This window comes from Chryseobacterium sp. CH25, assembly GCF_004119455.1.
Classification (GTDB): domain Bacteria; phylum Bacteroidota; class Bacteroidia; order Flavobacteriales; family Weeksellaceae; genus Chryseobacterium.
The window spans coordinates 176495-203189 of record NZ_NRQT01000006.1; the positions used below are offsets into that span (position 1 = coordinate 176495).

The following is a 26695-nucleotide window of genomic DNA, read 5'->3' on the forward strand; positions in this document are numbered from 1 at the left end:
ATAAGAATTATAAACATAACTATACATAAAAAAACGACTAACTTTTAATAAATTAGTCGTTACATTAAATATTTTACTTTTTAAATGCTATTTATTTATTCCCATCTCATATAATGCAAATGATATCAAATCTGCATTTTCACCAATTACCTGATCGGTTGATCTTCCGGCACCGTGTCCTGCATTCTTCTCAATTCTTAGCAAAATAGGGTTTTTACAAGCCTGCTTTTCCTGAAGTTCTGCTCCAAATTTGAAAGAGTGAGCCGGAACTACTCTGTCATCATGATCACTAGTAATAATCATTGTAGATGGATAACATGTCTTTGATTTCACATTATGTACAGGAGAGTATGATTTCAGATATTCAAACATTTCTTTACTGTCTTCTGCTGTTCCGTAATCGTAAGCCCAGCCTGCTCCTGCTGTAAATTTGTTATATCTTAACATATCCAATACTCCAACTCCAGGGAATGCTACTCTTGCTAAGTCCGGACGTAGAGTCATTGTTGCTCCTACCAATAAACCACCATTTGATCTTCCTGAAAGCGCCATATATTCTTTTGAAGTATAACCTTTGCTCTGTAAGTATTCTCCTGCGGCAATAAAGTCTTCAAAAACGTTTCTTTTCTGCATTTTTGTTCCTGCATCATGCCATTTTTTTCCATATTCACCACCACCACGGATGTTTGGAACAGCATAGATCCCACCATTTTCCATCCAGATAGCATTAACTACTGAGAAAGATGGCTGTAAGCTGATATTGAATCCTCCGTAAGAATATAGAATGGTAGGGTTTTTACCATCAAGCTTGGTTCCTTTCTTATAGTTGATCATCATAGGAACTTTTGTTCCATCTTTGGATGTGTAGAATACCTGCTCAGAAACGTAATCATCCGGATTGAACTTCACCTTCGGTTTTTGATATACTTCAGATTTCCCTGAATCTACATTGAATTTATAGGTAGTTCCCGGTGTAATATAGTTACTGAATGAATAATATAGATCTTTCTCTTTTTCTTTTCCACCAAAACCTGAAACATTTCCTTTGCCAGGAAGTGTAATTTCTCTGATTAGTTTCCCTGTTTTATCATATTGCTTTACCTGATCTATGGCATCTACCATGTAAGTAGCAAAGAAATATCCACCTCCAGTAGAGATTCCCAATACGTTTTCCGTTTGTGGAATGACATCTTTCCATGTTTCCGGAGCCGGATTAGCTATTGTTGTTTTTACAAGACGCATATTAGGAGCATCTTTATCTGTAGAAATAAAAAGCTCATCACCCTGAGTGTCTACAATGTGAGCGTTAATATCAAATCCTTTGTTAATCTGTACAAAGTCACCTCCTTTTTCAAATCTTTGATAAACAATTCATTTCCATTGGTTGCATTGGCTGCTGAAATGATTAAATATCTCTGATCGTCTGAAACGCTTGCTCCCAGATATCTTCTTGGTGTTTTTTCTCCACCGAAAATCAGTTTATCTTCAGACTGTTTTGTTCCAAGTTTGTGAAAATATACTTTATGCTTATCAGTCATTCCGGAAAGAACGGTTCCTTCTTTCGGCTTGTCATAGCTAGAATAATAGAAACCTTCATCTCCCTGCCATGAAATTCCACTGAATTTTACATCTACTAAGGTCTCATCAATCTGTTTTTTGGTAACAGCATCAATGATGATGATCTTATTCCAGTCACTTCCACCTTCTGAAATAGAGTAAGCAGCAAGGGTTCCTTTTTTGTTGAAAGAAAGGTTAGATAATGAAGTGGTTCCTTTTTCTGAGAATTTATTCGGATCCAAAAATACTTCTGTAGCTTTGGCTTTATTATTGGTTCTGTACAAAACAGACTGTGCCTGTAGACCATCATTTTTAGAATAGTAAGTATATTCTCCTTCTTTGAAAGGGGCTGAAATTTTCTCATAATTCCAGATCTCCTTTAACTGGTTTTTAATTTTATCCCTGAATGGAATTTTTGAAAGATAATTCTGGCTGTACGCGACTTCTTCATCTACCCATTTTTTGGTGGCATCAGAATCATTTTCCAGATCTCTGTACGGATCAGAAACGGCTGTTCCAAAATAAGTATCGGTTTGAGCACCCTTTAATGCTTTTGGATAATTCATTGTTTGAGAATAAAAAGATGCTGAAAACAGAACTCCAGCAGTTAATAACATAGGTTTAAAATTCATACTGAACGGTTTTCTCAAAAATACATAAAGTAAGTGAAATAAAAAAAGCCCCGATTTTCGGGACTTTTAATTGTTCAAAGATGTATTAATCAGCGAAGAACTGATTAAAGGCTATCAAAATAGAAATCAGTAAGATTGGTAACAATTTGATCTGGACTTCCGTTCCAGTAGTATATTTTATCACCTTCTTTTAATTCATATAAACTGAATTCCTGGTCTGTAGTGATTGTTTTATCAGCATTGCTAATATTCTGGGTCATCTGAAGTAAATATTTCTTCAGATCATCAGCTTTTATCTTTTTAGGCTCTACATTTGGCTCAGGCGTTGGAGTAGTTGGCACCTTAAAACTTACCGTATATTTCACCTCAGCAATTTTCTGATCTTCCACATATTCATTTGGAACTACATTTACTTCCTTAATTGTAAGTTTAGCTTTTCTGAAATTGTCAAATACAATTCTGAAATAGTCTTCTGCTTCTTTTTTACACCCTGAAGCGGCTGCCTTAGGAAATACTGAAAGGAAATTTTCTGCACTTGATTTTACCATTTCATCTGTATTCTCCTTAAAGTTGATGTCAAAAGCATCTTTCCCTTCAACGGTAGGTCTCAGATAGTCATTCAGTTTAAGACGCGTAGGTTCATCGTTACTCAGGAAAGACCCGAAGAAAAGTTCAAATACTTCTTTTGGTTTCTTTACTTCTGTCTGTGCTGTAAGCTGCTGTCCCATCATCGTAAGTAACAGCAAAAAGATAATTTTGTAGTTTTTCATAGTTAATATTTTGAATGTATTGTATGTTTAAAAGAAAAGCCCCTGAAGAAATCAGAGGCTTTATTTTATGTTTTTGAAACTCTTAGTAGTTTTCTTCTTCTCCCTTCATCTTTTCTGCATTCTCAGCCATAATTACGGCATCAATCATTTCAGAAATATCTCCATTCATGTAAGCATCCAGATTATACATCGATTTGTTGATTCTGTGATCTGTTACTCTTCCCTGTGGATAGTTGTATGTTTTGATCTTTGCAGAACGGTCTCCTGTAGAAACCATAGATTTACGCTGTGCTGCAATATCTCCCTGTACTTTCTGTAATTCGATATCGTATAGCTTAGTTCTTAGCATTTCCATTGCCAATTCACGGTTTGCCAACTGAGAACGGGCCTGTTGACAAACTACTACCAATCCTGAAGGTTTGTGAGTCAACTGTACTTTTGTTTCAACCTTGTTTACGTTCTGACCTCCGGCACCTCCTGAACGGGAAGTCTGCATTTCGATATCAGCAGGATTCAGCTCGAAATCTACTTCTTCTGCTTCCGGTAAAACTGCAATGGTAATAGCAGATGTGTGAACTCTACCCTGAGATTCTGTTTCCGGTACACGCTGCACACGGTGAACTCCGGATTCGAACTTCATAATTCCGTATACACCTTCTCCTTCCACCTTCATGATCAATTCCTTGTATCCTTTTGCGGCTTCATTGGAATCTGTTACTTCATGTCTCCATCCTTTCGTTTTGAAATACATGGTATACATTCTGTACACATCCTCCACGAAGATTGCTGCTTCATCACCTCCGGTTCCTGCACGTAATTCTACGATAACGTTTTTGTCATCTGCAGGATCTTTAGGAATCAAAAGAACCTTAAGCTCTTCTTCTAATGCTGGAAGTTTGGATTGTGCCTCTAACTTTTCTTCTTTTGCAAGATCTACAAGATCTCTGTCTGAGCCATCTGCAATAATTTCATCAGATTCTTCGATGCTGTCTAAAGCACCTTTATACTGATCGTAAACTCTTACAATTTTTCCCAAATCACTATATTCTTTGTTCAAAGAAGAATATCTTTTTTGGTCTGAAATGACATCAGGCTGTATAATAAGGTCTGCAACCTCATTATATCTTTGTTTTATAGCTTCTAATTTTGGAATTAATGATTTAGACATTGTCGAATTTTTGTGGGTGCAAAGATAAGGATTATTAATTCAAAATTAAAGTATAAATTTTTGAGCATTAGGGATCAAGGAAACAAATCTGTAAAAAGATGCATTTATAAATTGTCTTATCTGCTTTTTTAGGTCTTCAAGATTTCTTTTAAACACCTTTGGAAAGTCTTCTGTCTATCCAGTATAAAATGAGTCCTACGACAATAATCCCTAATCCTATTAAACTTTCTTTAGGGTTATGGATAAAGGTAAAGTACAGAATATAAATACTGAACAGTAAGAAAACCGTCGGGAAAATATAAAAAGCATTGGATTTAAATATTTTTCTATCCTTCTTTTTAAGGAAATACACCGTTGAAATTGCTAAACTGGCAAATAGCTGAAGAATAAAGGCTGTATACACAAAGATTTCTTTGAAACTTCCTGTTAAAATAATGATTGTAGCAATGATGGCATGAGCAAAGATAGCTCTTACCGGAATTCCTTTTTTATTCCCAACAGAAAGCGGTTTCCAGATGCGGGTATCTTTGCAAAAGCCTGTGTAAGCCTTGATCCTACCCAAAGATATCCACTGATGGTGGCTATAAGTTGTAATGCAATAAAAATATTTACAATTTTTCCGAAGGAAAGTCCCAGCATATTAACAGCAGCTTCGCCCATTACATCCTCTTTTCCTGCCAATTGACTTACGGGAGCATGTTTCAGCATAATATAGTTCACAAGAATATAGCTTACCGTGACAAAAACGGTTCCTATAATCAGGGATTTAGGAAGATTCTTCTGAACATCTTTTATTTCTCCTGCAATATAAGATGCAGAGTTCCATCCGGTATAGGAATAGGTAACAAAAACCAATGAAGTAGCAAAGGCAGGAAGCATGATTTCATTCTGCCAGCTGTCACTGAAGTTTAAACTGTTTCCAATTTCCGGAGAGTCTGATAGCCCAACACCCAGAATCACCAGTACAATGATAAAAGCGATCTTGATGAATGTGAAAAAGTTATGAAAACGGCTCGAGGTCTTTAAACTGAATGATAGCGTTATCGCCACCAAAAATATAGCTATAATCGCAAAACCATTTCCAAATGAATAATCAAATACAGAAAGGTATTTCGACATCGCCAGTGCGGCCAATGCTACAGGAGAAGAAAATCCGATAATCAGAGATACCCAGCTTATCAGATAACCGAACAAAGGATGATAGGTTTCTTTAAGATAGATAAAATCACCACCGTTTCCTTTAAAGTGGGATCCTAATTCTGCATAACAGAAGGCACCAAACAGTGCCAGAATCCCTCCTATTACCCACAACAGGAAAATACTGTAGGTATTGGTAATATCGGATAACTGGAATCCCAGGGTTGTGAAAATCCCAGTTCCTATCATATTGGAAACTACAATAGCGGCCGCTGTTTTCCAGCCGATCTGATGTGAAGCAGTACTCATTTATTCATTAAAAATTAAAATTAAGCCTTCCGAAGAAATAGCTTCCCAATGTTCCCATCTGAACCGGCGCATATTTAAATACTCCATAATATGAGTTTTTATAAATCTGAAGATCCGGGAAAACATCAAATACGTTGTTGGCTCCTACTGTAAAGTTGATATTTTTTGTAATATCATACCCTACACTAATATCTGTAACCACTTTTGGAGCAAACTCCTGAACCTCTCCGAAAGGATAACCGTCTCTAATTACTTTACCAAAATAGGTATTTCTCACGAGAAAATTAAATTTTCCTATTCCATAAGTTAGTCCCAATGATGCTTTTGTTTTAGGTGAAAGGGTTTCTATAATATTGATCTGATCCGGGCCGAAGAATTCATTTTGAGGGGTTCCCAGGTTTTCTGGGAAGTGAAAATCTGTAATTTTTGTTTCAGTATAATTTCCTGCAAGGTTAATATTTAAGTTTCCTCCTGCAAGCTTCCAATCATAAGAAACTACTACATCTACTCCTTTCGTTTCTGTATCAATGGCGTTGGCAAAGAATCTTCCGCTTTCCACTGCATTTCCTTCTCCTACCACTTTAGGGTCAGATAATCTGGGATCTGTGATATTGCTGGTAATAACAATTCTGTCTTTTACTTTAATAATATATCCGTCTACCGTAATGAATAGTCCTTTAACAGGCTGTAAGGTAAATCCTGCACTTCCGTTAACGGATGTTTCCTGCTTTAATTTATCAAATCCAAGAACCTGTGCGGCCTGGCTGTCATTATTAAAGATTCCTTTTCTTACAATTCCCTCTCCGGAAGTAGAAATATCTGCAAAAGAGTTATTAAAATACTGCTGCTGAAGCGATGGTGCCCTGAATCCAGTCCCAACCGCTGCTCTTACTGCATAATTTTTTACAAACTCATATCTGATGGCTAGTTTTCCATTAAGAGTGCTTCCAAAATCTGAGTAGTTTTCAAATCTGGCAGCGGCATCTATGTTCAGTTTTTTATCCAAATCATAGGAAAGGTCAGCATACACCGCAGTTGAATGTCTGTCTTTTTTTAAAGCGTTATCCAGTGAGAAACCAATAAAGGATTGCGAACCTCCCGCTCCGATTACTTTAGACCCTTTCGTTGCTACATTTCCATTCTCATCATATTGGGTATAAGAAGCCTCATCTCCTGCTTTGATCTGGTATTGTTCAAATCTGAATTCCCCACCGAATGCAATATTGAAGTTTTTTATTTTTTTTGAAACATCAAGATTAACGGTATTTTGCAAGAAACTGTGAGCTCCTGCATAAAAACGGGTTGGCGATTTAATCCCCAGAGAAGCGTTATTGGTATTGCTTACATTGTAATTGAAAGTATTGTTTCCGAACGTATTGCTCAGGTCTATCAACCAATCGTTTACATTATATTTTGCTCCTACAGCATAGGAAATATCATAAATCTGAGAATTCAAAACTGCCTGAAAACCGTTGGGATAAATTTCTTTCACAATATTAAAGTCCTCATTGGGAAGTCTTCTGAAGCCATATCCTTTTCCTTCTTTAATACTGAAACCTCCAAAAGAATAGAATTTAAAGTTATCATTCAAAGGATATTCTGAATTGAAGAATAACTGTCCCTGTCTGATCTGTGCATCTCCAATCTGGAAATTGAAATCATCTCTTGTTAATCCTCGTTCTTTGATCTTCGCATCATCTGCAGCTCTGGCAGCTTTTACAGCCTCAGCATCACCAGCAAATTCATAAGCGAAATTATTCCCGAAAATATCAAGATCATGATTTTGGGTTCTCGTTGTCTTTCCTCTGTGGCTTAACTGCAATGAAAGATTAATAAATCCGTCATTTTTACCAAGAGAAGTTCCATAGTTTACTCCTGCCTGGTAAGTGTCGCCATCATTTCTTCCACTTAATCCATAGGTTAAACTTGCAGAAGCTCCTGCATTCTTTTTTAAAATAATATTGATAACCCCAGCAATAGCATCGGAACCATATTGGGCAGCAGCACCATCTCTTAACACTTCAATCTTTTCAATGGCAATGACAGGGATGGTACTTAAATCTGTTCCTACGGATCCATTTCCTACGGTATTCTGATAATTGACAAGAGAGGTTGTATGTCTTCTTTTTCCGTTAAGTAATACTAAAACCTGATCAGGACCCATTCCTCTTAATGTTACAGGATCAATATGCTCCGTTCCGTCAGAAGCGGATTGTCTTACGGAATTAAATGAAGGAATAACATAGTTCAGGAGATCCTGAGCCGTCATTTGCGGAGAGGATCTCTGAACTTTATCGATATTAATAACATCTACAGGAACCGGAGTTTCCAGTTTTGTCCTTTTAACATTACGGTTTCCGACAATAATAATGTCTTCGATTTGTTTTCCTTTTTCTTCCTGCTCCTGAGCAGCTACTAAAATTGTCCCAAGCAGCAATACAGCTGTACTTAATTTTTTCATCTTTGTTCTTGCCAATTAATACTATTCTTCCGCAGACCATACTGCAGATACACAAGACTTCAAGAAATGGAATTCATATAAGAAATATTGACTTCACTTATCTCCCCCATCGGGTTGGAATTAGCACCTTTACACTTGTGGAATTGTGTTGGTTGCTAAGGTTTCTTTGGGCCAAATCCCTCCACCTTTCTTGATAAATCTAGTGCAAAAGTAGACTATTTTTTCAAATCTGCAAAAAAGTACATCACCGTTCAAAAGAAAAAGGCAAATCTGCTGAGCTGCAAATTTGCCTTTATTTTTATTTTACGATCATCTTTTGAATCGCTATTCCGGTTTCGGATTTCAGGTGAACCAGATAAGTTCCCGGTGGGTAATTAACCTTCAGTTCATTGCTTCCACTTTCTCTATCCAGTTTAAATGAGTCCAGCTTTTTACCACTCATATCAAAAATAGTGATTTCTCCATTTTTAGCTTTATTAAAAATCAATTTTGCAAAACCATTTCTGATCGGGTTATCTGCAATCTGAAGGGATAATTTACTGGCAGCATTCACATCTGAAACAGATAAAGCCCCGGCATAGTTTCCAAAAATCCTGAATTCTCCGGGCTGTAAAGTAATTGGTGCTATTGTAGAATTTATATTTGAAATGGAATCATCCATCAAGTTTTTCCATTGACCAACATAAGGGAAATATGGCACAACATTTTGCACAGAAGTGGAGTAATTTGCAAGAACTACCACATTTTTCATTCCGTTAATTGTATTGTCATACACATAAATTCTTGTAATCAAACCATCCGGATCATTCGCAAGGTTGTTTGATTCTATGCTATAAGTCTTTGATTTGAATACTGGATTGGTATTTCTGATATCGATAATCTTCGCCCAGGTATCATATACAGCCTTTCTGTTGGCATCAGTATCATAGCCTAATGTAAATGCGATAGGTTTTTCATCAGTTCTGCAACCACTGTTGATACTTCCATCCGCACATCTGTTGATACTGAATTCATACCCCAGTTCTCCAAACTGCCAGATCATTTTCGGTCCAGGAATGGTAAAGAATGTTGCTCCAAATGTTTTCATTCTTTCTAAAGCTGTATTCAGGTTCTTTACACTGTACCCTCCGTTCACAGCTCCATAAGTCAGGTTTTTAAACATCAGTCTTTCTTCATCATGACTTTCTCCATAGCCTACAGCGCGCATACCGGCAAATCCATGAAGGTTATGGTGCATACGGTCATAATTACTGTTTTCCTTATAACCCATTGTATTCTGATTGTAAGGCTCCGTCTGTTTGTTCCAAAGCATCACTCCCTTTCCTTCTGCTACTCTGTAATTTGCCCATTGCTGCTCTTCCTGATCTGTTCCCAGGTGTTCAAATATCATATACGAATTAGGATCAAGTGCCCATTGCTTATCCGCATAGTTCTTCATAATATCCACTCTGTCCTGTTGATAGGCATTGGTACAGTTTTCATCATTCTCAGAACAGTTTTGAGTGAAACCTTTCGTTAAATCCCAACGGAAACCATCAATATGATATTCTTTCAACCATTGTTCAAGACATCTTTCAACGTAATATTGAGTTGAAGGATTGGAATGGTTAAAATCATTAAATACATTGTATGAATGTTTCGGAACCTGATTGAAATAAGGGTTATTCGGAGCTACATCACCATAACCGTCTCCATCAGGATCTATATTCCAAAGTCTTACCAAAGGAGAGCGTCCTGTAGCATGATTAAAAGCCACATCCAGAATCACAGCAATGCCATTCTGATGACATAGATCCACAAACTCTTTGAATTTTTCCGGAGTTCCATAAGCTTTGTCTAAGGCATAATGGAATGAAGTATTGTAGCCCCAGGAAAGATTTCCGTCAAATTCCATGATAGGAAGCAGTTCAATAGCATTGATCTTTAGGTCTTTTAAATAGGAAATTTTATTAATCAAAGACTGCCAGTTTTTTTCCTGTGTAAAGTCTCTCAGCAGGAGCTCATACACTACAAGATCTTCTTTTGCAGGTCTCTGAAAATTGGTGATCTGCCAGTTGTAAGAAACTTGTCCGGTTTTAAATGTTGAAACCTCAAAGCCCTGTCCTGCCGGAAACGCTGGAAGATTAGGATAAGTAGAAGAGGAAATCCATGGATCATCATAAGAAGATAAAATCTGAGGAGAATAAGGATCTGCCACTTTTTTCAAATCATTAGTTCTATACTGGAAGGTATACAGCTGTTGTGGAGTTAATCCGTTCAGCTCAATCCAGTAAAGATCAGGATTGGCAGTATCTTTTTTCATCAGATAAGTGTCATTCACTGCCCAGTTATTGAAACTTCCGATAACGTGAATAAAGTTTTTGTGGGGAGCATATAAAGCCAGTCCAATTTTTGTCGGGTCTGTTGGATCATAATTGATTCCTTGCTTAATCCAATTCGGAATCGCTTCAGAAATTACATTTCGAGGAACCTGTAAAATAAATGTTGTACTTTTTGAGCTGCTTCCCTCTGTAGCAATAAGCTCCATATTGGCATCTTGTGAAACCGTATAGCTATAGGAATAAGATTGGGATGGTGCAGAAGTAGAATGTACTACTGTTCCATTCGCTTTAAGCTGAAAAGTAGCATTTACATTAGTTGTTGCTGTAATATTAATTGAATTTCCCGCTGGAACTGTGGTAAGACTGTTCGCCGCAGGATTGGTCAAGTTTAAATTCAGAATTCCTACATTCACGAAAATATCCGGTGAGGTCTGATGTGATCCGGTCTTATCCTTTAATAAAAATCCGAACCTTCCTATTCCGGTTCTTCCAAAAAAGGTCGTTGGTGTAAATGTAAGTGAGTATGTATCTGTTCCAGCGTTGTAATTAAGTTTATTTACATCATTGGAATTGTTCCAGCTCCCGTTGGTAGGACAATTCTGACTGTTCTGATAATTGGTATCAAAAGACCAGGACCAGATGTATATTGAATGATCCGTTAATCCCCAGGCTGATTCATCAATCTGATCTCCGGGAACTGTAAGGGTAATGGCGTCTGTTTCATTAAATGGATTGGGCGAAATTGTATAGTTAATCTGCCCAAAAACAACCATTGTAATGAATAGCAAAACAACAGTATAGAATTTTTTCATGTCTTTATTTTTATCGAATATAATATTATTTTTTTTTCATATAACTGATTTTACTCGATTTAACTTCAAAAGCTGATATATGATCACCAAAAAGGCCCATGATAAAAATTTCATGAGCCTTTCAATAAAAGTAATTGTAATGAACTATACCGTATGTAACGGAAATCTACCGGATATATTGATTCAAATGTTAAAAAATTAATTTTTTATAATTTTCTTTACCACAGATTCTCCGTTCTTTAATTTTAATTCTATCATATACAAGCCTGAAGGAAGACTATTCATATTGATCTTATTACCTGAAAATGAAGCTTCTACACTTTGACCAATGGCATTAATAATCTTCACACCTTCAATCATTGAATCGCTTTTCAGCATTAGAATTCCTTTAACAGGATTTGGATATACATCAATATGATTTTTCTTCAGACGAATATCTGCTGTACCTAATTGTTCCTGTGGCTTCATACATCTTACTGATGCTCCTTGCCCTCTTGGCGCTCCTGCAGAGGCATTGGCTACTGTTGCTCCTATATACAGATATTTCCCCCCGATTCCTGTAGCTGTAGAGCTCCAGAAGTATCCTCTCTTACCAACAAAAGTAAATCCACCATCAGAACCACTGCGATAACCTCCCATCGGAAGTTTTAAATTTCCACCATAAGCCTTCACAGGAGAAACAATATTCTCAGCCTGAGTAATATTTTCCCAGTCTGCAAGAGAAGGCAGTTTCCATCCCGAACCAATTGCCTTGCAAGGGTCAACCCCCACTGTTTCTGTAACATCTGTCAGTCCTGAACCTGTCCATTTATCGTCTGCTCCGTTAGAAGCCCACCATGTTGGCGAGCCAGTGATAAAAGAAGCTGATCCCTGCAATCCTTCAGGAGTATTATCAGCAGGAGAAGATACTACAGAAGAGTTTCTCAGCTGGTGCCCATCATCCCATCTTCCCCACTGGAACATACCTCCATAAGCCTGTTCATCATCCAAAGATTCTGCTACTCTTTCACTTCCAAGATTTTGCTGAAGCCAGATATTTCCATCCGCAGCTCTTACTGTTGTATAAACAACCGGCTGTCCCATGTAAGTAAAGCTCACACATCCCAAATCTCCAGTATTACTCCCCGGAGTTGTATTATTGCAGCTCTGCTGGGCATTCAAGCCACTTCCCATCATCAGCAATATTCCCAATCCAAGGTTTCGTACTGCAAAATATAAATCTCCAACCATAAATATTATTTTTAATTATTCTAAATTTAATTTAATTTTGCGCAAAAGTACCTTACGAAATTAAATCCGGGTTATCATTTCCCAACTTTTAGTTATCCTATTAAGGTGCTTTAAGAGGTACTATGGCTGTAAAAATGTGTTGTATGGGGAATCAACAGGAAAATGAGGTCGTTTTTAAATCGGAGAATATTGAAATTATCGTGCAGGATTCATCAGCTTTTGAAGGATCTTCAACCTTTTGTTTTCTGGAATCCTCATCAAGTTTCAATCTTCTTTTCTTATTAAGTCCGGATATTCATCTGAAGGCTCATGATTGTGAAACAGAGTTTTTATTTAAGAAAAATCAATATATCCTTCATTATTCACCACAGAAAAACAAGGCAGAACTATGGACAGACAGTGAAGAAAATCTAAAATATATCCATATTCAGCTTAATTATGGATACATTTCAAATCTGATAAATCCTGAGTCTAACCAGGAAGGAACAGAAATTCTAGAAAGCATGATCCATAATAATTTCATCTTTTTTCAAAAAGCTACTCCGCCTAACATGACGGTCGAAATGCATATTATTTTAAAAGAGATTTTAAGTTATTCTAAAAAAGGAGTGATGCAGAAGCTATTTATTGAAGCAAAGATCATCAAACTACTTATTCTCATTTTTGAGCAGTTTAATGAAAAAAACAATTTTGAAACGGCTTCAAAAACTCCTGAACTGATTAAAAAGTTCATTGATGAAAATTATCACCGGAATATTAAAGCGGAAGAAATCGGGAAATTAATCGGGATAAATCAAAACCTCATCAGAAAGGAGTTTAAAGCTGAATATCATATGACAATCAGCCATTATATTGCTGAGCTCAGAATGCTAAAAGCCAGAAAACTTATTACAGACAAAGATATTATGATTAAAGAAATCGCTATTGAATGCGGCTATGAATATCTTCAGAATTTCACCCGGGCCTTTAAAAAGAAGTTTGGCGTATCGCCGGAACATCTAAGGAATAATAAATAGAAAAACCGCTTAAAAAATTAAGCGGTTTATATATGTTGTTTTGCTTTGATATTACTTTTTCAGAATTCAGGTGAAAAAGCAATGACAATCAATTAATGATGATGTCCGTGATCGTGAAGGAAAGGTCCGTTTCCTTTAGGTTGGTTGTAGATTGTTTCTACACCTTCCTGCTCAGTAATAAGCTTTCTTCTGATATCTTCAGGATCGAAAGGCTTCACTTTTCCGAAGTACTCTTTCAAACCTTCAGTTAGCCACATTGGGATTACTAATCCGAAGAACATAAAAATACACCAGAATCCTACTAAGAACATAGTAATGAAAAATACAGTCCAAAGGAACTGGTAGAACGGCCAAAATGCTGATAAAATAGTTATCATTCTCTTAAAGATTTTAGGCAAAAATAAAGCTTTTTTCCTTTTTACACAAAAGATACAGGCTCTATTTTTTAATTTATTTTAATTCTATATAGATTTTAAGGCGATGAGACAGGAGATTTGAGACTTATACAATGAACTCATATCTCCACTCTCAAAGTATTTTTTATCTGATTAATGAGCAAGATCTGCGAAGAAATCATTTCCTTTATCATCAGTAATGATGAAGGCAGGGAAATCTTTCACTTCAATTTTTCTTACCGCTTCCATTCCTAATTCCGGGAAATCTACTACATCTACAGATACAATATTATCCTTTGCTAAAATAGCTGCAGGTCCACCAATAGATCCAAGGTAGAATCCTCCGTATTTATTACAGGCATTGGTAACATCTTTACTTCTGTTTCCTTTTGCCAGCATAATCATACTTCCGCCATGGCTCTGGAATTCATCTACATACACATCCATTCTTCCTGCTGTTGTAGGACCAAAACTTCCTGAAGCCATTCCTTCCGGAGTTTTTGCAGGTCCTGCATAGTAGATTGGGTGATTTTTGAAATATTCAGGCATCGGTTTTCCGCTGTCGATGATTTCTTTGATCTTTGCGTGAGCAATATCTCTTGCTACGATCAATGTTCCGTTCAATTTTAATCTGGTTTTGATCGGATATTTTGAAAGCTCAGCCAGAATTTCAGGCATTGGCTTATTCAAATTAACTTCAACAGCTTCTTCCAGATGTGGTGGCGTAGCTGGCAAGAATCTTTTCGGATCCTGTTCTAGTTGCTCAAGGAAAATACCGTCTTTTGTAATTTTTCCTTTGATGTTTCTGTCAGCTGAACATGAAACTCCCATTCCTACCGGGCAAGAAGCCGCATGTCTTGGAAGTCTGATTACTCTTACGTCATGGGTAAGGTATTTTCCACCAAACTGTGCTCCAATTGCACTTTCCTGACAGATTTTCTGAACCTTAGCTTCCCATTCAAGGTCTCTGAAAGCCTGACCAGCTTCATTTCCTTCTGTTGGAAGGTTGTCAAAATATTTTGCAGATGCTTTTTTCACAGCAGCAAGGTTAGCTTCAGCAGATGTTCCCCCAATTACCAATGCTAAGTGATATGGCGGGCAGGCAGCTGTACCAAGATCAGAAATCTTTTCTTTAACGAATTCTTCAAGAGATTTTTCGTTCAATAAGGATTTCGTTTTTTGATAAAGAAAGGTTTTGTTAGCAGAACCTCCTCCTTTTGTTAGGAATAAAAATTCATAATAGTCTCCTTTTTTAGCATAGATATCAATCTGTGCAGGTAGGTTTGATCCTGAGTTTTTCTCATCAAACATCGTTAAAGGAACAACCTGAGAATATCTTAAGTTTCTTTTTTGATAAGTATTGTAGATTCCACGGCTTAAGAATTCACCGTCGTCCACTCCTGTGTATACGTTTTCTCCTTTTTTACCCATTACGATTGCCGTTCCTGTATCCTGGCAAGAAGGAAGAGCTCCCTCAACCGCCACAGCTGCATTTTGCAATAAGTTGTAAGCAACGAATCTGTCATTGTCGGTAGCTTCAGGATCATCAATGATTCTTTTAAGGCTTTCAAGGTGTGAAGAACGCAACATGAAAGAAACGTCTGCCATTGCTTCTTCAGCTAATAGCTCCAGCCCTTTTGGATCTACTGTTAATATTTCTCTGTCACCCAGTTTTTCAACCTTTACATAATCTGATGTAAGCTTCTTGTACACCGTATCATCTTTCTGAATAGGATACGGATCCTGATATCTAAAATCCATTCAATTTTTGTTTGTACAAAAGTACGCCTCCTTTAAAAAAATATGAGTAAAATCAGTCATTTATATTGATATTTATAATGATTATAAATTGGAGGTTTCTGAGTTTATAAGTACCTTTATACTAATCAAATAATGAAGCAGCAAAAGGTAAAATGGGCTTCATAATTTAAAATACTATAAAATTTCAACCACAATGAATTACAGAATTGAAAAAGACACCATGGGAGAAGTGCAGGTACCTGCAGATAAACTTTGGGGTGCACAGACCGAACGTTCAAGAAATAATTTCAAAATTGGTCCTGAAGGATCCATGCCTCACGAAATTATAGAGGCTTTTGCTTACTTAAAGAAGGCTGCAGCCTATACTAATACCGATTTAGGAGTACTTTCAGGGGAAAAAAGAGATATGATCGCCAGAGTTTGTGATGAGATCCTGGAAGGTAAACTAAATGATCAGTTTCCTTTGGTAATCTGGCAAACCGGTTCGGGAACACAATCGAACATGAATGTGAATGAAGTGGTTTCTAACCGTGCTCATGTGAATAACGGTGGAACTTTGGGTGAAAAATCTGAAATTCATCCAAATGATGATGTAAATAAATCCCAGTCATCCAACGATACTTATCCAACAGCGATGCACATCGCAGCCTATAAAAAAGTAGTGGAAGTGACCATTCCTGCTGTTGAAAAATTAAAAAATACTCTTTCTGAAAAAGCCAACTCTTTCAAAGATGTAGTAAAAATCGGAAGAACTCACCTGATGGATGCTACTCCATTAACTTTAGGACAGGAGTTTTCCGGTTATGTGGCTCAACTGGAATTCGGATTAAGAGCTTTAAAAAATACTTTACCTCACCTTTCTGAACTTGCTTTAGGTGGTACTGCAGTAGGAACAGGCCTAAATACTCCTAATGGCTATGATGTAAAAGTAGCTGAATATATTGCTAAGTTTACCAACCATCCGTTTATCACTGCTGAAAATAAATTTGAAGCATTAGCTGCTCATGATGCGATTGTTGAGAGCCACGGCGCTTTAAAACAGCTGGCAGTATCTCTGTATAAAATTGCTCAGGACATCAGATTGCTGGCTTCAGGACCACGTTCCGGAATCGGGGAAATCTATATTCCTGAAAATGAACCAGGATCATCCATCATGCCAGGAAAAGTAAATCCTACTCAAAATGAGGCTCTGACAATGGTTTGCGCACAAGTTTTAGGAAATGATACCACGATTTCATTTGCCGGAACTCAAGGTAATTATGAATTGAATGTTTTCAAACCTGTAATGGCTTATAATTTCCTTCAGTCTGCGCAATTAATTGCCGATGCATGTATTTCATTCAATGACCACTGTGCTGTAGGTATTGAGCCTAACCATGAAAGAATTAAAGAGCTTGTAGATAAATCCTTAATGCTTGTTACCGCTTTAAATACTCATATCGGGTATGAAAATGCAGCAAAAATTGCTAAAACCGCTCATAAAAACGGAACAACATTAAAAGAGGAAGCTATCAATCTTGGTCTATTAACTGCTGAGCAGTTTGACGAATGGGTAAAACCTGAAGATATGGTAGGCAGTTTGAAATAATTTTAGAAACATAGATTAAATTGCAAAAAGCCATGGAGTTTTCCGTGGCTTTTTCTATATTTTTTATTCATTATTAGACTCTCTATCCTATCAATTCTTTTGCCTGAGCAAGTGCAGCTTCTGTTATTTTACTTCCTGAAAGCAACTGGGCAATTTCATTCAGTTTTTCTTCATTACTTAAAGGGATGATGGTAGATTGGGTTTTCCCTGCAATATCCTGTTTTACCACTTTATAATTATCATTTCCTTTGGCTGCAACCTGTGCAAGGTGAGAAATAACAATTAACTGCATATCTTCAGACATTTCACGCATAAGATTTCCAATTTCTTCAGCTACTTTCCCTGAAACTCCGGTATCAATTTCGTCTAAAATCAATGTTGGCAACTCATCACTTTCTGCAATAATCTTTTTCACAGCAAGCATTACCCTTGATCTTTCTCCACCGGAAATAGCTGTTTGAATTGGCTTAAGAGGGAATCCTGAATTGGCCTGGAATAAAAGCTGTATATTTTCTTTTCCGAATTGATTAAATTCTTCTGAATCCTGTAATTCTATATCTACTCTGGCTTTTTCAAGACCCAGTTTTTTAAGAAGTCCTTCTGCCTTTTTGATGAAAACAGGAATATTCTTTTTTCTGTTTTTAGAAAGCTTTTCAGCAAGAATCTGAAGCATTTTTTCTTTTTCAGCAATATTTTCTTCTGTTTCAATGATCTGTGCTTCTAATTCTGAAGCTCCTTTCTGATCTCCAGCCAGTTCATTTCTGATCTCAATTAATTCATTAAGATCCGAAACATTGTGTTTAAGAAATAAAGCGTTAATCTTGTTATTCAGCTCTGTAAGAACAAGAAGATTTTCAGGGTTAATCTCCAATTTTTCAGCTTCATGTTCAAGCTCAGAAATAATGTCTTTCAGCTCTACAAAAGAGATCTCAAGTCTCTGGTCCAGATCTGCAAAATTGGTTGAAATACCCGCAATTCTGGAAAGCTTAGCTTTTGCTTCGTTAAAGAATGAAAGAATTCCAATTTCTTCCTGATGGAATCTGGATAGGATCTGCCCTACATTCTCAGAGATCATGCCCGCATTTTCCTGAACAGATAATTGGTTTTGAATATCTTCGTAGTCTACATCATCCAATTTTAATTCTTCAAGCTCATTAAGTAAGAATTCTTTATAGTCACTTTCTTTATTGGTTTCTGAAAGTTGTGTTTTCAGTTTTTTAAGCAGTGCTTTAAGGTTCTGAAATGCTGAAAACTCCAGTTGATAGTCTTCAATGATCTTTTTATTTTCAGAAAGTCCGTCTATAATTTTAAACTGATATTCTGAGGTAAAAAGATTGGATGTTTCAAATTGGGAGTGGATATCAATTAACTGAGAAGAAAGTTCTTTCAGGATATCCAAAGTTACCGGAACATCATTAATGAATGCTCTTGATTTTCCGGATGGCAATATTTCTCTTCTGATAATGGTATGCAGTTCATAATCCAGATCATTTTCAATAAAGAATTTTTTAAATTGATTATTCAATGCAAATTCTGTTTCTACAACACTCTTTTCTTCTGCTTTTGAAATGGATTTTACATCTGCTCTTTCTCCCAGGATAAGACGCAATGCACCCAAAATAATGGATTTTCCTGCTCCCGTTTCTCCGGTAATTACCTGAAGACCGTTATTCAATGATACTTCAAGAGTATCAATCAGGGCAAAATTCTTAATGTAAATTCTTGAAAGCATGGATGATCCGTGTTTTTATCAGATATTAATATTGATTGTAAAAATAAGTTTTTTTAATGAAAACAGAAATGACAGATAGCGATTAAAATAGGAAGATTTACGCTTTTGAAATTTCTGTCAGCAGTTTATAAAAGGTTGGATATTGAAACTCAAAAGAATTTTCGTCTTCATGATCCCAGAGAACCACAGCGTTATTGTTATGAGTATCAAAACAAAGCAGTCCCCAGTCACTGTATAGAGCAAAAGGAACATAACCTTTATCAAAAAGAAATTCTCTTGGGTAAGTTTCGAACATCATTTCGCGAAGAGAAAATTTCCATGAACTGACGGGAAGTGAACAAAATGAAACTTCTGAAATTTGTAGTTCGTAAAAATGCTTATGTTTCAGGAAAACTTTGAAATCTTCTGGGAAAGCAAAGCCTGTTTCTGATTCAAACTCTTTAAGTTCAGTGTCTGTAATTGTACTTGTAACGGGAATCCAGAATTTCCATTCTTCATCTGGATGATCCGGGGCAAGCATTTCTTTGTCGATATCGCAAGGAAGCTGGTTGAGTTCATTATCAACCCAAAAGGTAAGCGTTCTGTCAACTATTTCTTTAATATTCTCTTCATCATGCTTTAGTTCTTCCATTTATTCCACTTATTATCAATGTTTTTGGGAGAAAGAATAATCATAGTCTGCTTCAGATCATTAAGGATAAGTCCGCCATTATTCCCAGAATTGAAGACATTAAAGATCTCGTCACTCTTAGTATCCATAAAAAGGTTAAAGAAAAAACCTTGCTGGAAAGAGTTTTCATACATTTTAAGCTGCATCAAAGCATCAAAAATCACTTTTTTGCCCGGGGTCTGATCCTGATTAAAAAGATTATCCATACCGGATCTGTGATAGGTATATATAGTAGATCTCAACTGACTCCAGTTTGGATTCATGATTTCGTTAATCAATATAGTACGGCTTCGAGGTTCGTTGATTGTATTCCAGCCGTCATAATTCCTGTTCTGAGAGTTTTGAGCAATCTGCTGCGCTTTTGTAAACCATTGGGTTCCCCCCATAGACTGAAAGCTATCTGCATCATATCCTAAAATAAGATAAATATAGAAACTGATCACGTCCGTAAGGTTTTTCCCGGAAAACTGTCTCTCGTTGAAAATAAGGTTTTCGTTCTCAATATATTCAAAACTAAATCTCTGATCCTGAAGATTTAACAAGGGAGACTCATATGTAGTGTTATAAACAGGACGTACTGCCTGAACAACAATGGTTCCTTTGAATTTATTAACATCTCTCTCTGCAATAACAATGGAAAAACCACATTTGATCTTTTCAAAATTCTGTAATTTTTTCCCGGTCCAGCTGGTATTGTTGATAAAATCTCTAAGACTTTTCTCCAAAGCTTTAAAAGCCTGCTGGTTACTTCCCCCTATCTGCTGAGAGTTTACCTGTACAGTTGCCAGCAACTCCTGGGAGAAACCAAGATTAAAGATAAATAACAGAAAAAATAAACTTATAATTTTTTTCATTGTCTACTAAAAATTGAGAACGGAAATTTATTAAAATTATTTTAAAAGCTGAAATTCAACAAAATTGAGAATATCTTTTGCCACATCATCTTTGGACTTCAGATCAAATTCTCTTTTCTCTGTTTTGGTGAATATCTTGATCTTATTGGTGTCATTTTTAAATCCTGCACCTTCATCACGTAAAGAATTCAAAACAATCATATCAAGATTTTTCTTTTCCAGCTTTCCTTTGGCATTTTCTTCTTCATTCTGAGTTTCCAAAGCAAAACCTACCAGAAACTGATGGGTTTTCTTTTCCCCCATCGTTTTAAGAATATCAGGATTCTTCACCAGCTCAATGGTAAGGTTTTCATCATTCTTCTTGATCTTTTCTTTAGCCACATCCTTTGGCGCATAATCTGCCACTGCAGCACTTGCAATTCCAATATCTATTTTGTCATAAAACTCAAAAACTTTAGCCAGCATTTCTTTTGCTGAAGTTACTTTATGCAGTTCTACATTTTTATCGGTAAGGGTTTGAGAGCTTGGTCCTGAAATTAGAATCACTTTTGCCCCTCTTTTTGACGCTTCTTCAGCTAAAGAAAATCCCATTTTTCCGGAAGAATGATTTCCTATAAATCTTACAGGATCAATGGCTTCATAAGTAGGCCCTGCCGTAATTAAAACAGTTTTCCCTTCCAAACTTTTTTCAGTGGAATGGTTTGAAAAATATGAATCAACAGTATTGAAAATAGTTGTTGGCTCACTCATTCTTCCCTGCCCTATCAATCCACTGGCCAATTCCCCGTTTTCAGCAGGAATGATAATATGTCCATAGCTTTCTGCCAGTTCGAGATTTCTTTTAGTGGAAGGGTGTACATACATATCCAAGTCCATTGCCGGAGCAATAAATACCGGGCATTTTGCGGACATATAGGTTGCAATCACAAGATTATCACACATCCCGTGGATCATTTTAGACAAAGTATTGGCGGTACACGGAGCTACAATCATCACGTCTGCCCATAAGGCAAGCTCCACATGGCTGTTCCAGGTTCCGTTACTATCATAAAAATCAGAATAAACTGGTTTCTTCGATAATGTAGCCAGACTTAATTTGGTTACAAAATGTTCTGCATCAGGGGTCATAATTACCTGTACTTCGGCTCCCTGTTTTACAAAGTCTCTTATCAGAAAGTGAACTTTATAGGCTGCAATTCCACCAGAAACCGCAATAAGGATCTTTTTACCGGAAACACTCATTTAGCTTTAATTTTTTTGAAATACTAAAATACTTATTTTTTCCCACAATCAGGGTTTAAAACAGCAAAGGTCATAAAAGAACTGAGTTCCTTTATGACCTTTGTTTATAAAAAACACAGACGAGATTATTTTCTCTCTTCTGTTTTTCTAAAATATACGTCTTCATTTAACCATTCTTCAATAGCAATTGAAGTTGGTTTTGGAAGTTTTTCGTAATGTTTAGAGATCTCAATCTGTTCTCTGTTTCGAAACTTCTTCTAATGTAGAATTGTGAACGGCAAATTCATCCAATTTGTTGTGAAGTTCCGTACGGATCTCCGCATTGATTTGCTCTGCTCTCTTTCCCATGATAACAATAGCTTCGTAGATTGAACCTACTTTATCTTCAATCTTATCTTTGTCGTAAGTAATAGTATTTACTTCTGCTTTTGTATCTTTTACACTCATTTTGAGAAAATTATTTTTATTTTAAGATGGCAAATTTACGAATTATCTTTTAATTTTGAAAGTCGCTGCAGGTGGAGGGGTCTGAAGTGCTGCACTATCCCTCTGCATCTGCTTTGCCTGCTTTTCGTTGCTGATCTGATCTTTAACCTGCTGCTCTTTTTTATCCTGATTGGCAAGCTTTTCAGCTTCTTTTTTCTGTCTGGCTGTTAAAGCAGCAATTTTTGCTTCTGTTTCTTTTTTAACAATAACAAAATTTTGCTTTTCTTTTTCCAATTTTACTCTCAGATCAGATGCTGTTTTAGAATACTCTGTATTAGGAAGTTCTTTTTCAACCATTTTCACATAGGTTAAAGCACTTTCCATACGTTCTTCTTTAAGAGTATAAACAGACTTTGCAGCCAATTCATAGCGGGATTTCATGATATAATCATAAATTTTCGGACGAAGTTTTGTACTTGGAAAATCTTCCAGTACATTTTCCAATGCTACGTTAGCAGCCTTGTATTCACCCATTTTAAAGTACTGTCTTCCGTTTTCGTACGCTTTAAATTCAAGTTTATAAGAAAGCTCGTCAATAAGCTGAGTGATATTTTTTGATCTTTCTGAATTCGGATAATTAGTCAGGAAGTCCTGAAGCTCGTTGATCGCTAATTCTGTACTTGACTGATCCAGATTGTAATCCATAGATCCTTCATAGTAACATAACGCAGACATATAAGCAGCTTCTTCAGCTCTTGGGTCTTTTGGAAAGTTTACTGCAAAGTTTTTAAACTGGTGTCCTGCCAGTTTATAACTTTTGTCGTAGTAATTGGCATAAGCTGTATTGAAACCTACGTTAGGGAAATCATCTGTTCCTGCTACAAGGTTCGCAAGTCTGTCATAAAGAGCCAACGCATTTTTCCACTTTTTCTTAGCGAAGTTTTCATTGGCAGCTTTTAAGATAAAATCTTTATCAGCACTCTTCATTGCTCTTTCTTGCTGGCTAACACATGATGCCATCACTGCTACAGCAAAAAGACCTAAAATATATTTTTTCATATAAAAAATTCAACAGTTTTCGGATTATACAGCCGATTTACTAATTTGCAAAAATATAACTTTTTTGTCAATAGATTTTTTTTTATGAATATTTAACGTAATTTTAGTCTGCAGCGTATCCTAAAATTGCAAAAACACTTAATAAAAGATTCATTCTCACTTTCTTTTCAGCCTCTTTTGCGTAGGCTTCTTCGTTTTTACTTGGTACGTAAAGTTCATAAAAGTTTTTGTTCCGGATCACAAATAAGGTAGAACCGATAATCATTGTAAGAATATCTTCCGGTTTTGGGGTAAAGGTAAATACTCCTGAAGCAACTCCTTTTTTGATGACTTCATCCAGTTTTTTTACAAACAACTGGTAAAAATCCAGCAATTCGTCCTTTAAATTCTCCGTATGACGGAGTTCCTGGGTCACAAACCCATGAAAATAATTATACTTGAACAGCTGGGAAACGATATATTTTATCATTTCACGCATCTGCATTTCCGGCTTTCCTTCCTTGATGGTATCAGCAAATTCTGAAAAGTTTTCTCTGGTCTTTAATACTCTGTACTGATAAAGATAAGACATCATCTTCTCCTTAGACCCGAAGTAATAGGAGATCATAGCGACATTGATATTGGCTTTAGAGCAAATATCCCTCACAGAGGTTCCTTCGTACCCTTTTTTGCAATTAATTCTTCTGCAATATCCAGTATGTGAATCTGTTTTTCTGTAAATTTTTTTTCATGAAGTGCACTTTGAGTAAAGTTAAGAAATTTTTAACACATTTATAAACGATCGTTTAATAATTTTATATTAATTCCAAATAGTAGTATTTTTGAATATGGAATTTTTTGATTTTCATCATCATAAAACATACATTACAGACGGAATTTATAATTTGGATATTGAGCAGATTCCGCCGGATTTCCCCTATTCAATAGGAATACATCCTCATGATATTGATATTAATGATATGGATCGTCAGTTGAATTGGGTAAAAAACATGATGTTTCAGAATTGTTTTGCTATTGGAGAATGTGGTCTGGATTCCCTTGTACCTATTGATCAGAAAATACAGGAGGAAGTATTTTTAAAACAGATCAATATTTCCAATGAGGTAAAAAAGCCTGTTATTATACACTGTGTAAGAAAATTTTATGAGGTGATTTCTTTTAAAAAAAAGGCTGAGCAGCCCATGATTATTCATGGTTTTAATAAAAAACAGAAAATTGCAGAAGATCTTCTTGCTAATAATTTTTACCTGAGTTTTGGAAAAGCTGTTTTGTATAATTTATCTTTGCAGGATATTTTAAAAAACACTCCCATAGATAAATTCTTTTTAGAAACTGACAATGAAGACTTTAAGATCGAAGAATTGTACCTAAAGGTTTCAGAAATAAAAAAAATCTCTCTGGAAGATCTCAACGAACAAATTTTAGAAAATTTACACACGATAAGAAATGGATAAAAACTGGTTGGAAAGAACGGAACTTTTGGTAAAAGAAGAAGGTTTGGAAAAATTGAATAAAGCCACCGTTCTGGTTGTGGGCTTAGGTGGTGTAGGTTCTTTTGCTGCTGAATTTCTGGCAAGAGCCGGAGTAGGAAATATGACGATTGTGGATGGTGACACAGTGGACATCACCAATGTCAACAGACAGTTGCCTGCTTTACGTTCTACTGTTGGAAAACATAAAGTAGAAGTTGTTGCAGAAAGACTTTTAGATATTAATCCCGATCTTAATCTAACCAAAATCAATGAGTTTCTAAATCCTGAAAGAATGGATGAAGTTTTAGATTCTGCAAAATTTGATTATGTTTTGGACTGCATAGACAGTGTTACTCCAAAACTTAGTTTGATTATTGCTGCCAAAAGAAGGAGGATAAAGGTGGTAAGTTCAATGGGAGCCGGCGGGAAAACCGACCCAAGCAAGGTATTGGTTAGAGACATTAGCAAAACCGAACATTGCCACCTTGCAAGACAAGTAAGAAAAAGACTGAAAAAAGTAAAAATTGATAAAGGGGTTCGTTGTGTTTTTGCGAATGATATTCAGGATGAAGAAAGCTTGAAAATGACTGACGGGACTAACTATAAAAGATCTTTTTACGGAACCATAAGCTATATGCCTGCAATTTTCGGTTTGTATGCTGCTGCTGAAGTCATCAACTCTCTACTGAAACAAGATTAATGCAGAATTCCAAATATCCCAGAGCGGAAAAGCTCAAAAAAAATACAGAAATCAGTTTACTTTTGAAAGGGTAAATGGAAGACATCTGGAAATCTGAGAATCATTATTCTGAAAGACAAGCCCACAGCTTCTATTGAAAGCGGAAAGTTTGGGGTTTCCGTTTCTAAAAGATACTTTAAGAGAGCGGTTCACAGAAACCGTATTAAGAGGCTGCTAAGGGAGTGCTATAGATTAAATAAAGAGTTATTTAAAGCAGCTTTTGGAGAAAAAACTATGGCTATGCTATTTTGGGTTTCTTCAGAAATGCCGCCAAAATTCCAGGATGTGGAAGCTCAGTTTATTAAGCTTTGTGAGACTCAGAAAAAATAATTTCTGATGGGAAAGGTTATTAACGAGTGCTTATTTTGATCCTACTAATGTTTTTTCCCGCAAATCTTACTGATTATGTAGATTTCTTATTTTTTTCCCTCAGATGCAACAGATAAGCACAGATCAAACTGTAAAAATATCCATTTAGCATCTGTGAAAATCTGTGGGAAATGTTTCTTCACTGATTCTATTTTTCATTAGTTATATTTTTTTGCCCACAGATAACGCAAATGGGCACAGATAGCTCTCTATAAAATTATGTTTTACTGGTTTAAACCCTAAATCATGTATTTCGTACCCCGAATTCCAAATCTCGCATACTTTTTGTAATTTTATAGGAAACAATAAATCTGAAAATTAATATGTTGGATCAAGTTCCCTATCTTTCATACGTCATCAGTGCCTTTATTGGCATTGGGCTCTCTGCTGCTACAGGCTTCAGGGTATTTCTTCCTATGTTTGCCGTAAGTCTTGCTTCTTATTTTCACTGGATTCCGATGAATGAAAGTTTTGAATGGCTGGCGGGTTTGCCTACGCTTATCACAACAGGAATTGCAACAGTTGTTGAGATCCTGGCCTACTATATTCCATTTGTAGATCACTTACTGGATACCGTTTCTGTTCCTTTGGCTACTGTTGCCGGCTCTGTCTTATTTGCCAGTCAATTTGCCGATTTGGGAACATTCCCACAGTGGGCACTGGCTTTAATTGCAGGAGGTGGAACAGCAGCCACCATAAGTTCCGGTTTTGCAGGAATACGGGCAGCTTCTACAGCAACCACAGGTGGATTGGGAAATTCTGTAGTAGGAACTACTGAGACGGCAGGAGCCGGCATTATGACTGTTCTTGCAATGGTAGCTCCCATTATTGCAGCTATTCTGGCGATTATCTTATTGGTTCTGGTAGTTGTCTACGGACGAAAAGCATGGAGGAAAATTCGGGGTAAAAAAATGTCTTCCACAGAATAAAAAACAAAAGGTACAGTCTCTTTGAGCTGTACCTTTTATATTATAT

General features: G+C 36.3%; 20 protein-coding genes, 3 pseudogenes and 1 riboswitch. Of the genes and pseudogenes, 6 read left to right on the top strand and 17 right to left on the bottom strand.

Annotated elements, in window-relative coordinates:
• Positions 1-87: 87 nt before the first annotated feature.
• The 8 genes and pseudogenes from BOQ64_RS15875 to BOQ64_RS15905 form a co-directional block, all read right to left on the bottom strand.
• Positions 88-2189 (bottom strand): annotated as a pseudogene (locus tag BOQ64_RS15875) (prolyl oligopeptidase family serine peptidase).
• A 104-nt stretch (positions 2190-2293) separates the two neighbouring features.
• Positions 2294-2959, bottom strand: a complete 666-nt coding sequence (locus BOQ64_RS15880; protein WP_129059164.1) for a hypothetical protein — start codon at positions 2957-2959, stop codon at positions 2294-2296.
• An 82-nt stretch (positions 2960-3041) separates the two neighbouring features.
• Positions 3042-4127: a peptide chain release factor 1 gene (prfA, locus tag BOQ64_RS15885; protein WP_129059165.1), complete on the bottom strand. Its 1086-nt coding sequence runs from the start codon at positions 4125-4127 to the stop codon at positions 3042-3044.
• Between the two features lie 148 nt (positions 4128-4275).
• Positions 4276-4689: an amino acid permease gene (locus BOQ64_RS24060; RefSeq protein WP_228448421.1), complete on the bottom strand. Its 414-nt coding sequence runs from the start codon at positions 4687-4689 to the stop codon at positions 4276-4278.
• Positions 4599-5573 carry an APC family permease gene (locus tag BOQ64_RS15890; RefSeq protein ID WP_228448416.1) on the bottom strand — a complete coding sequence of 325 codons (975 nt, stop codon included), beginning with the start codon at positions 5571-5573 and terminating at the stop codon, positions 4599-4601. The genes BOQ64_RS24060 and BOQ64_RS15890 overlap by 91 nt, the downstream gene beginning before the upstream one ends.
• 7 nt (positions 5574-5580) lie before the next feature.
• Complete coding sequence (locus tag BOQ64_RS15895) at positions 5581-8034, bottom strand: TonB-dependent receptor plug domain-containing protein (RefSeq protein ID WP_129059166.1); 2454 nt, start codon at positions 8032-8034, stop codon at positions 5581-5583.
• A gap of 94 nt (positions 8035-8128) precedes the next feature.
• Positions 8129-8234: riboswitch (SAM riboswitch) on the bottom strand.
• A 98-nt stretch (positions 8235-8332) separates the two neighbouring features.
• Positions 8333-11167, bottom strand: coding sequence for an alpha-amylase family glycosyl hydrolase (locus BOQ64_RS15900; RefSeq protein ID WP_129059167.1), 2835 nt, complete (start codon positions 11165-11167; stop codon positions 8333-8335).
• Positions 11168-11365: 198 nt separating this feature from the next.
• Positions 11366-12397: a T9SS type A sorting domain-containing protein gene (locus BOQ64_RS15905; RefSeq protein WP_129059168.1), complete on the bottom strand. Its 1032-nt coding sequence runs from the start codon at positions 12395-12397 to the stop codon at positions 11366-11368.
• A 143-nt stretch (positions 12398-12540) separates the two neighbouring features.
• On the opposite strand from BOQ64_RS15905, the gene BOQ64_RS15910 reads away from it, so the two are divergent.
• Positions 12541-13413, top strand: coding sequence for a helix-turn-helix transcriptional regulator (locus tag BOQ64_RS15910; protein WP_164975818.1), 873 nt, complete (start codon positions 12541-12543; stop codon positions 13411-13413).
• A 92-nt stretch (positions 13414-13505) separates the two neighbouring features.
• On the opposite strand, the gene BOQ64_RS15915 is transcribed toward BOQ64_RS15910, so the two are convergent.
• Both BOQ64_RS15915 and BOQ64_RS15920 read right to left on the bottom strand, forming a co-directional pair.
• Positions 13506-13790, bottom strand: a complete 285-nt coding sequence (locus tag BOQ64_RS15915; RefSeq protein ID WP_185147082.1) for a hypothetical protein — start codon at positions 13788-13790, stop codon at positions 13506-13508.
• Positions 13791-13961: 171 nt separating this feature from the next.
• Positions 13962-15569, bottom strand: coding sequence for a fumarate hydratase (locus tag BOQ64_RS15920; protein ID WP_129059170.1), 1608 nt, complete (start codon positions 15567-15569; stop codon positions 13962-13964).
• 193 nt (positions 15570-15762) lie between these two features.
• On the opposite strand from BOQ64_RS15920, the gene fumC reads away from it, so the two are divergent.
• A complete protein-coding gene (fumC, locus tag BOQ64_RS15925; RefSeq protein WP_129059171.1) occupies positions 15763-17157 on the top strand; it encodes a class II fumarate hydratase in 1395 nt (464 codons plus the stop codon).
• Positions 17158-17239: 82 nt separating this feature from the next.
• Here fumC and BOQ64_RS15930 read toward each other — a convergent pair whose 3' ends face one another.
• The 7 genes and pseudogenes from BOQ64_RS15930 to BOQ64_RS15960 form a co-directional block, all read right to left on the bottom strand.
• Complete coding sequence (locus tag BOQ64_RS15930) at positions 17240-18889, bottom strand: DNA repair protein RecN (RefSeq protein WP_129059172.1); 1650 nt, start codon at positions 18887-18889, stop codon at positions 17240-17242.
• Between the two features lie 97 nt (positions 18890-18986).
• Complete coding sequence (locus BOQ64_RS15935; protein WP_129059173.1) at positions 18987-19520, bottom strand: SMI1/KNR4 family protein; 534 nt, start codon at positions 19518-19520, stop codon at positions 18987-18989.
• Positions 19508-20413 (bottom strand): DUF4835 family protein, encoded by a 906-nt coding sequence (locus BOQ64_RS15940; protein WP_129059174.1) that lies wholly within the window; start codon positions 20411-20413, stop codon positions 19508-19510. Before BOQ64_RS15940 ends, BOQ64_RS15935 begins: the two co-directional genes overlap by 13 nt.
• 36 nt (positions 20414-20449) lie before the next feature.
• The gene (gene coaBC, locus BOQ64_RS15945) at positions 20450-21655 is read right to left on the bottom strand and encodes a bifunctional phosphopantothenoylcysteine decarboxylase/phosphopantothenate--cysteine ligase CoaBC (protein WP_129059175.1); all 1206 of its coding nucleotides are present in this window, start codon (positions 21653-21655) and stop codon (positions 20450-20452) included.
• A gap of 125 nt (positions 21656-21780) precedes the next feature.
• Positions 21781-22102: pseudogene (locus BOQ64_RS15950) on the bottom strand (DNA-directed RNA polymerase subunit omega).
• Between the two features lie 42 nt (positions 22103-22144).
• Positions 22145-23140 carry an outer membrane protein assembly factor BamD gene (locus BOQ64_RS15955; RefSeq protein ID WP_129059176.1) on the bottom strand — a complete coding sequence of 332 codons (996 nt, stop codon included), beginning with the start codon at positions 23138-23140 and terminating at the stop codon, positions 22145-22147.
• A 103-nt stretch (positions 23141-23243) separates the two neighbouring features.
• The gene (locus BOQ64_RS15960; RefSeq protein ID WP_317127616.1) at positions 23244-23786 is read right to left on the bottom strand and encodes a TetR/AcrR family transcriptional regulator; all 543 of its coding nucleotides are present in this window, start codon (positions 23784-23786) and stop codon (positions 23244-23246) included.
• Between the two features lie 181 nt (positions 23787-23967).
• On the opposite strand from BOQ64_RS15960, the gene BOQ64_RS15965 reads away from it, so the two are divergent.
• The 4 genes and pseudogenes from BOQ64_RS15965 (at position 23968) to BOQ64_RS15980 (ending at position 26649) form a co-directional block, all read left to right on the top strand.
• Positions 23968-24594 (top strand): TatD family hydrolase, encoded by a 627-nt coding sequence (locus BOQ64_RS15965; protein ID WP_129059177.1) that lies wholly within the window; start codon positions 23968-23970, stop codon positions 24592-24594.
• On the top strand, positions 24587-25312 hold the full coding sequence (locus BOQ64_RS15970; RefSeq protein WP_129059178.1) for a ThiF family adenylyltransferase: 726 nt from the start codon (positions 24587-24589) through the stop codon (positions 25310-25312). The genes BOQ64_RS15965 and BOQ64_RS15970 overlap by 8 nt, the downstream gene beginning before the upstream one ends.
• Positions 25312-25681, top strand: a pseudogene (rnpA, locus tag BOQ64_RS15975) (ribonuclease P protein component). The gene BOQ64_RS15970 and the pseudogene rnpA overlap by 1 nt, the downstream one beginning before the upstream one ends.
• Positions 25682-26043: 362 nt before the next feature.
• Positions 26044-26649, top strand: a complete 606-nt coding sequence (locus BOQ64_RS15980) for a DUF4126 domain-containing protein (RefSeq protein WP_129059180.1) — start codon at positions 26044-26046, stop codon at positions 26647-26649.
• The last annotated feature ends 46 nt before the right edge of the window (positions 26650-26695 follow it).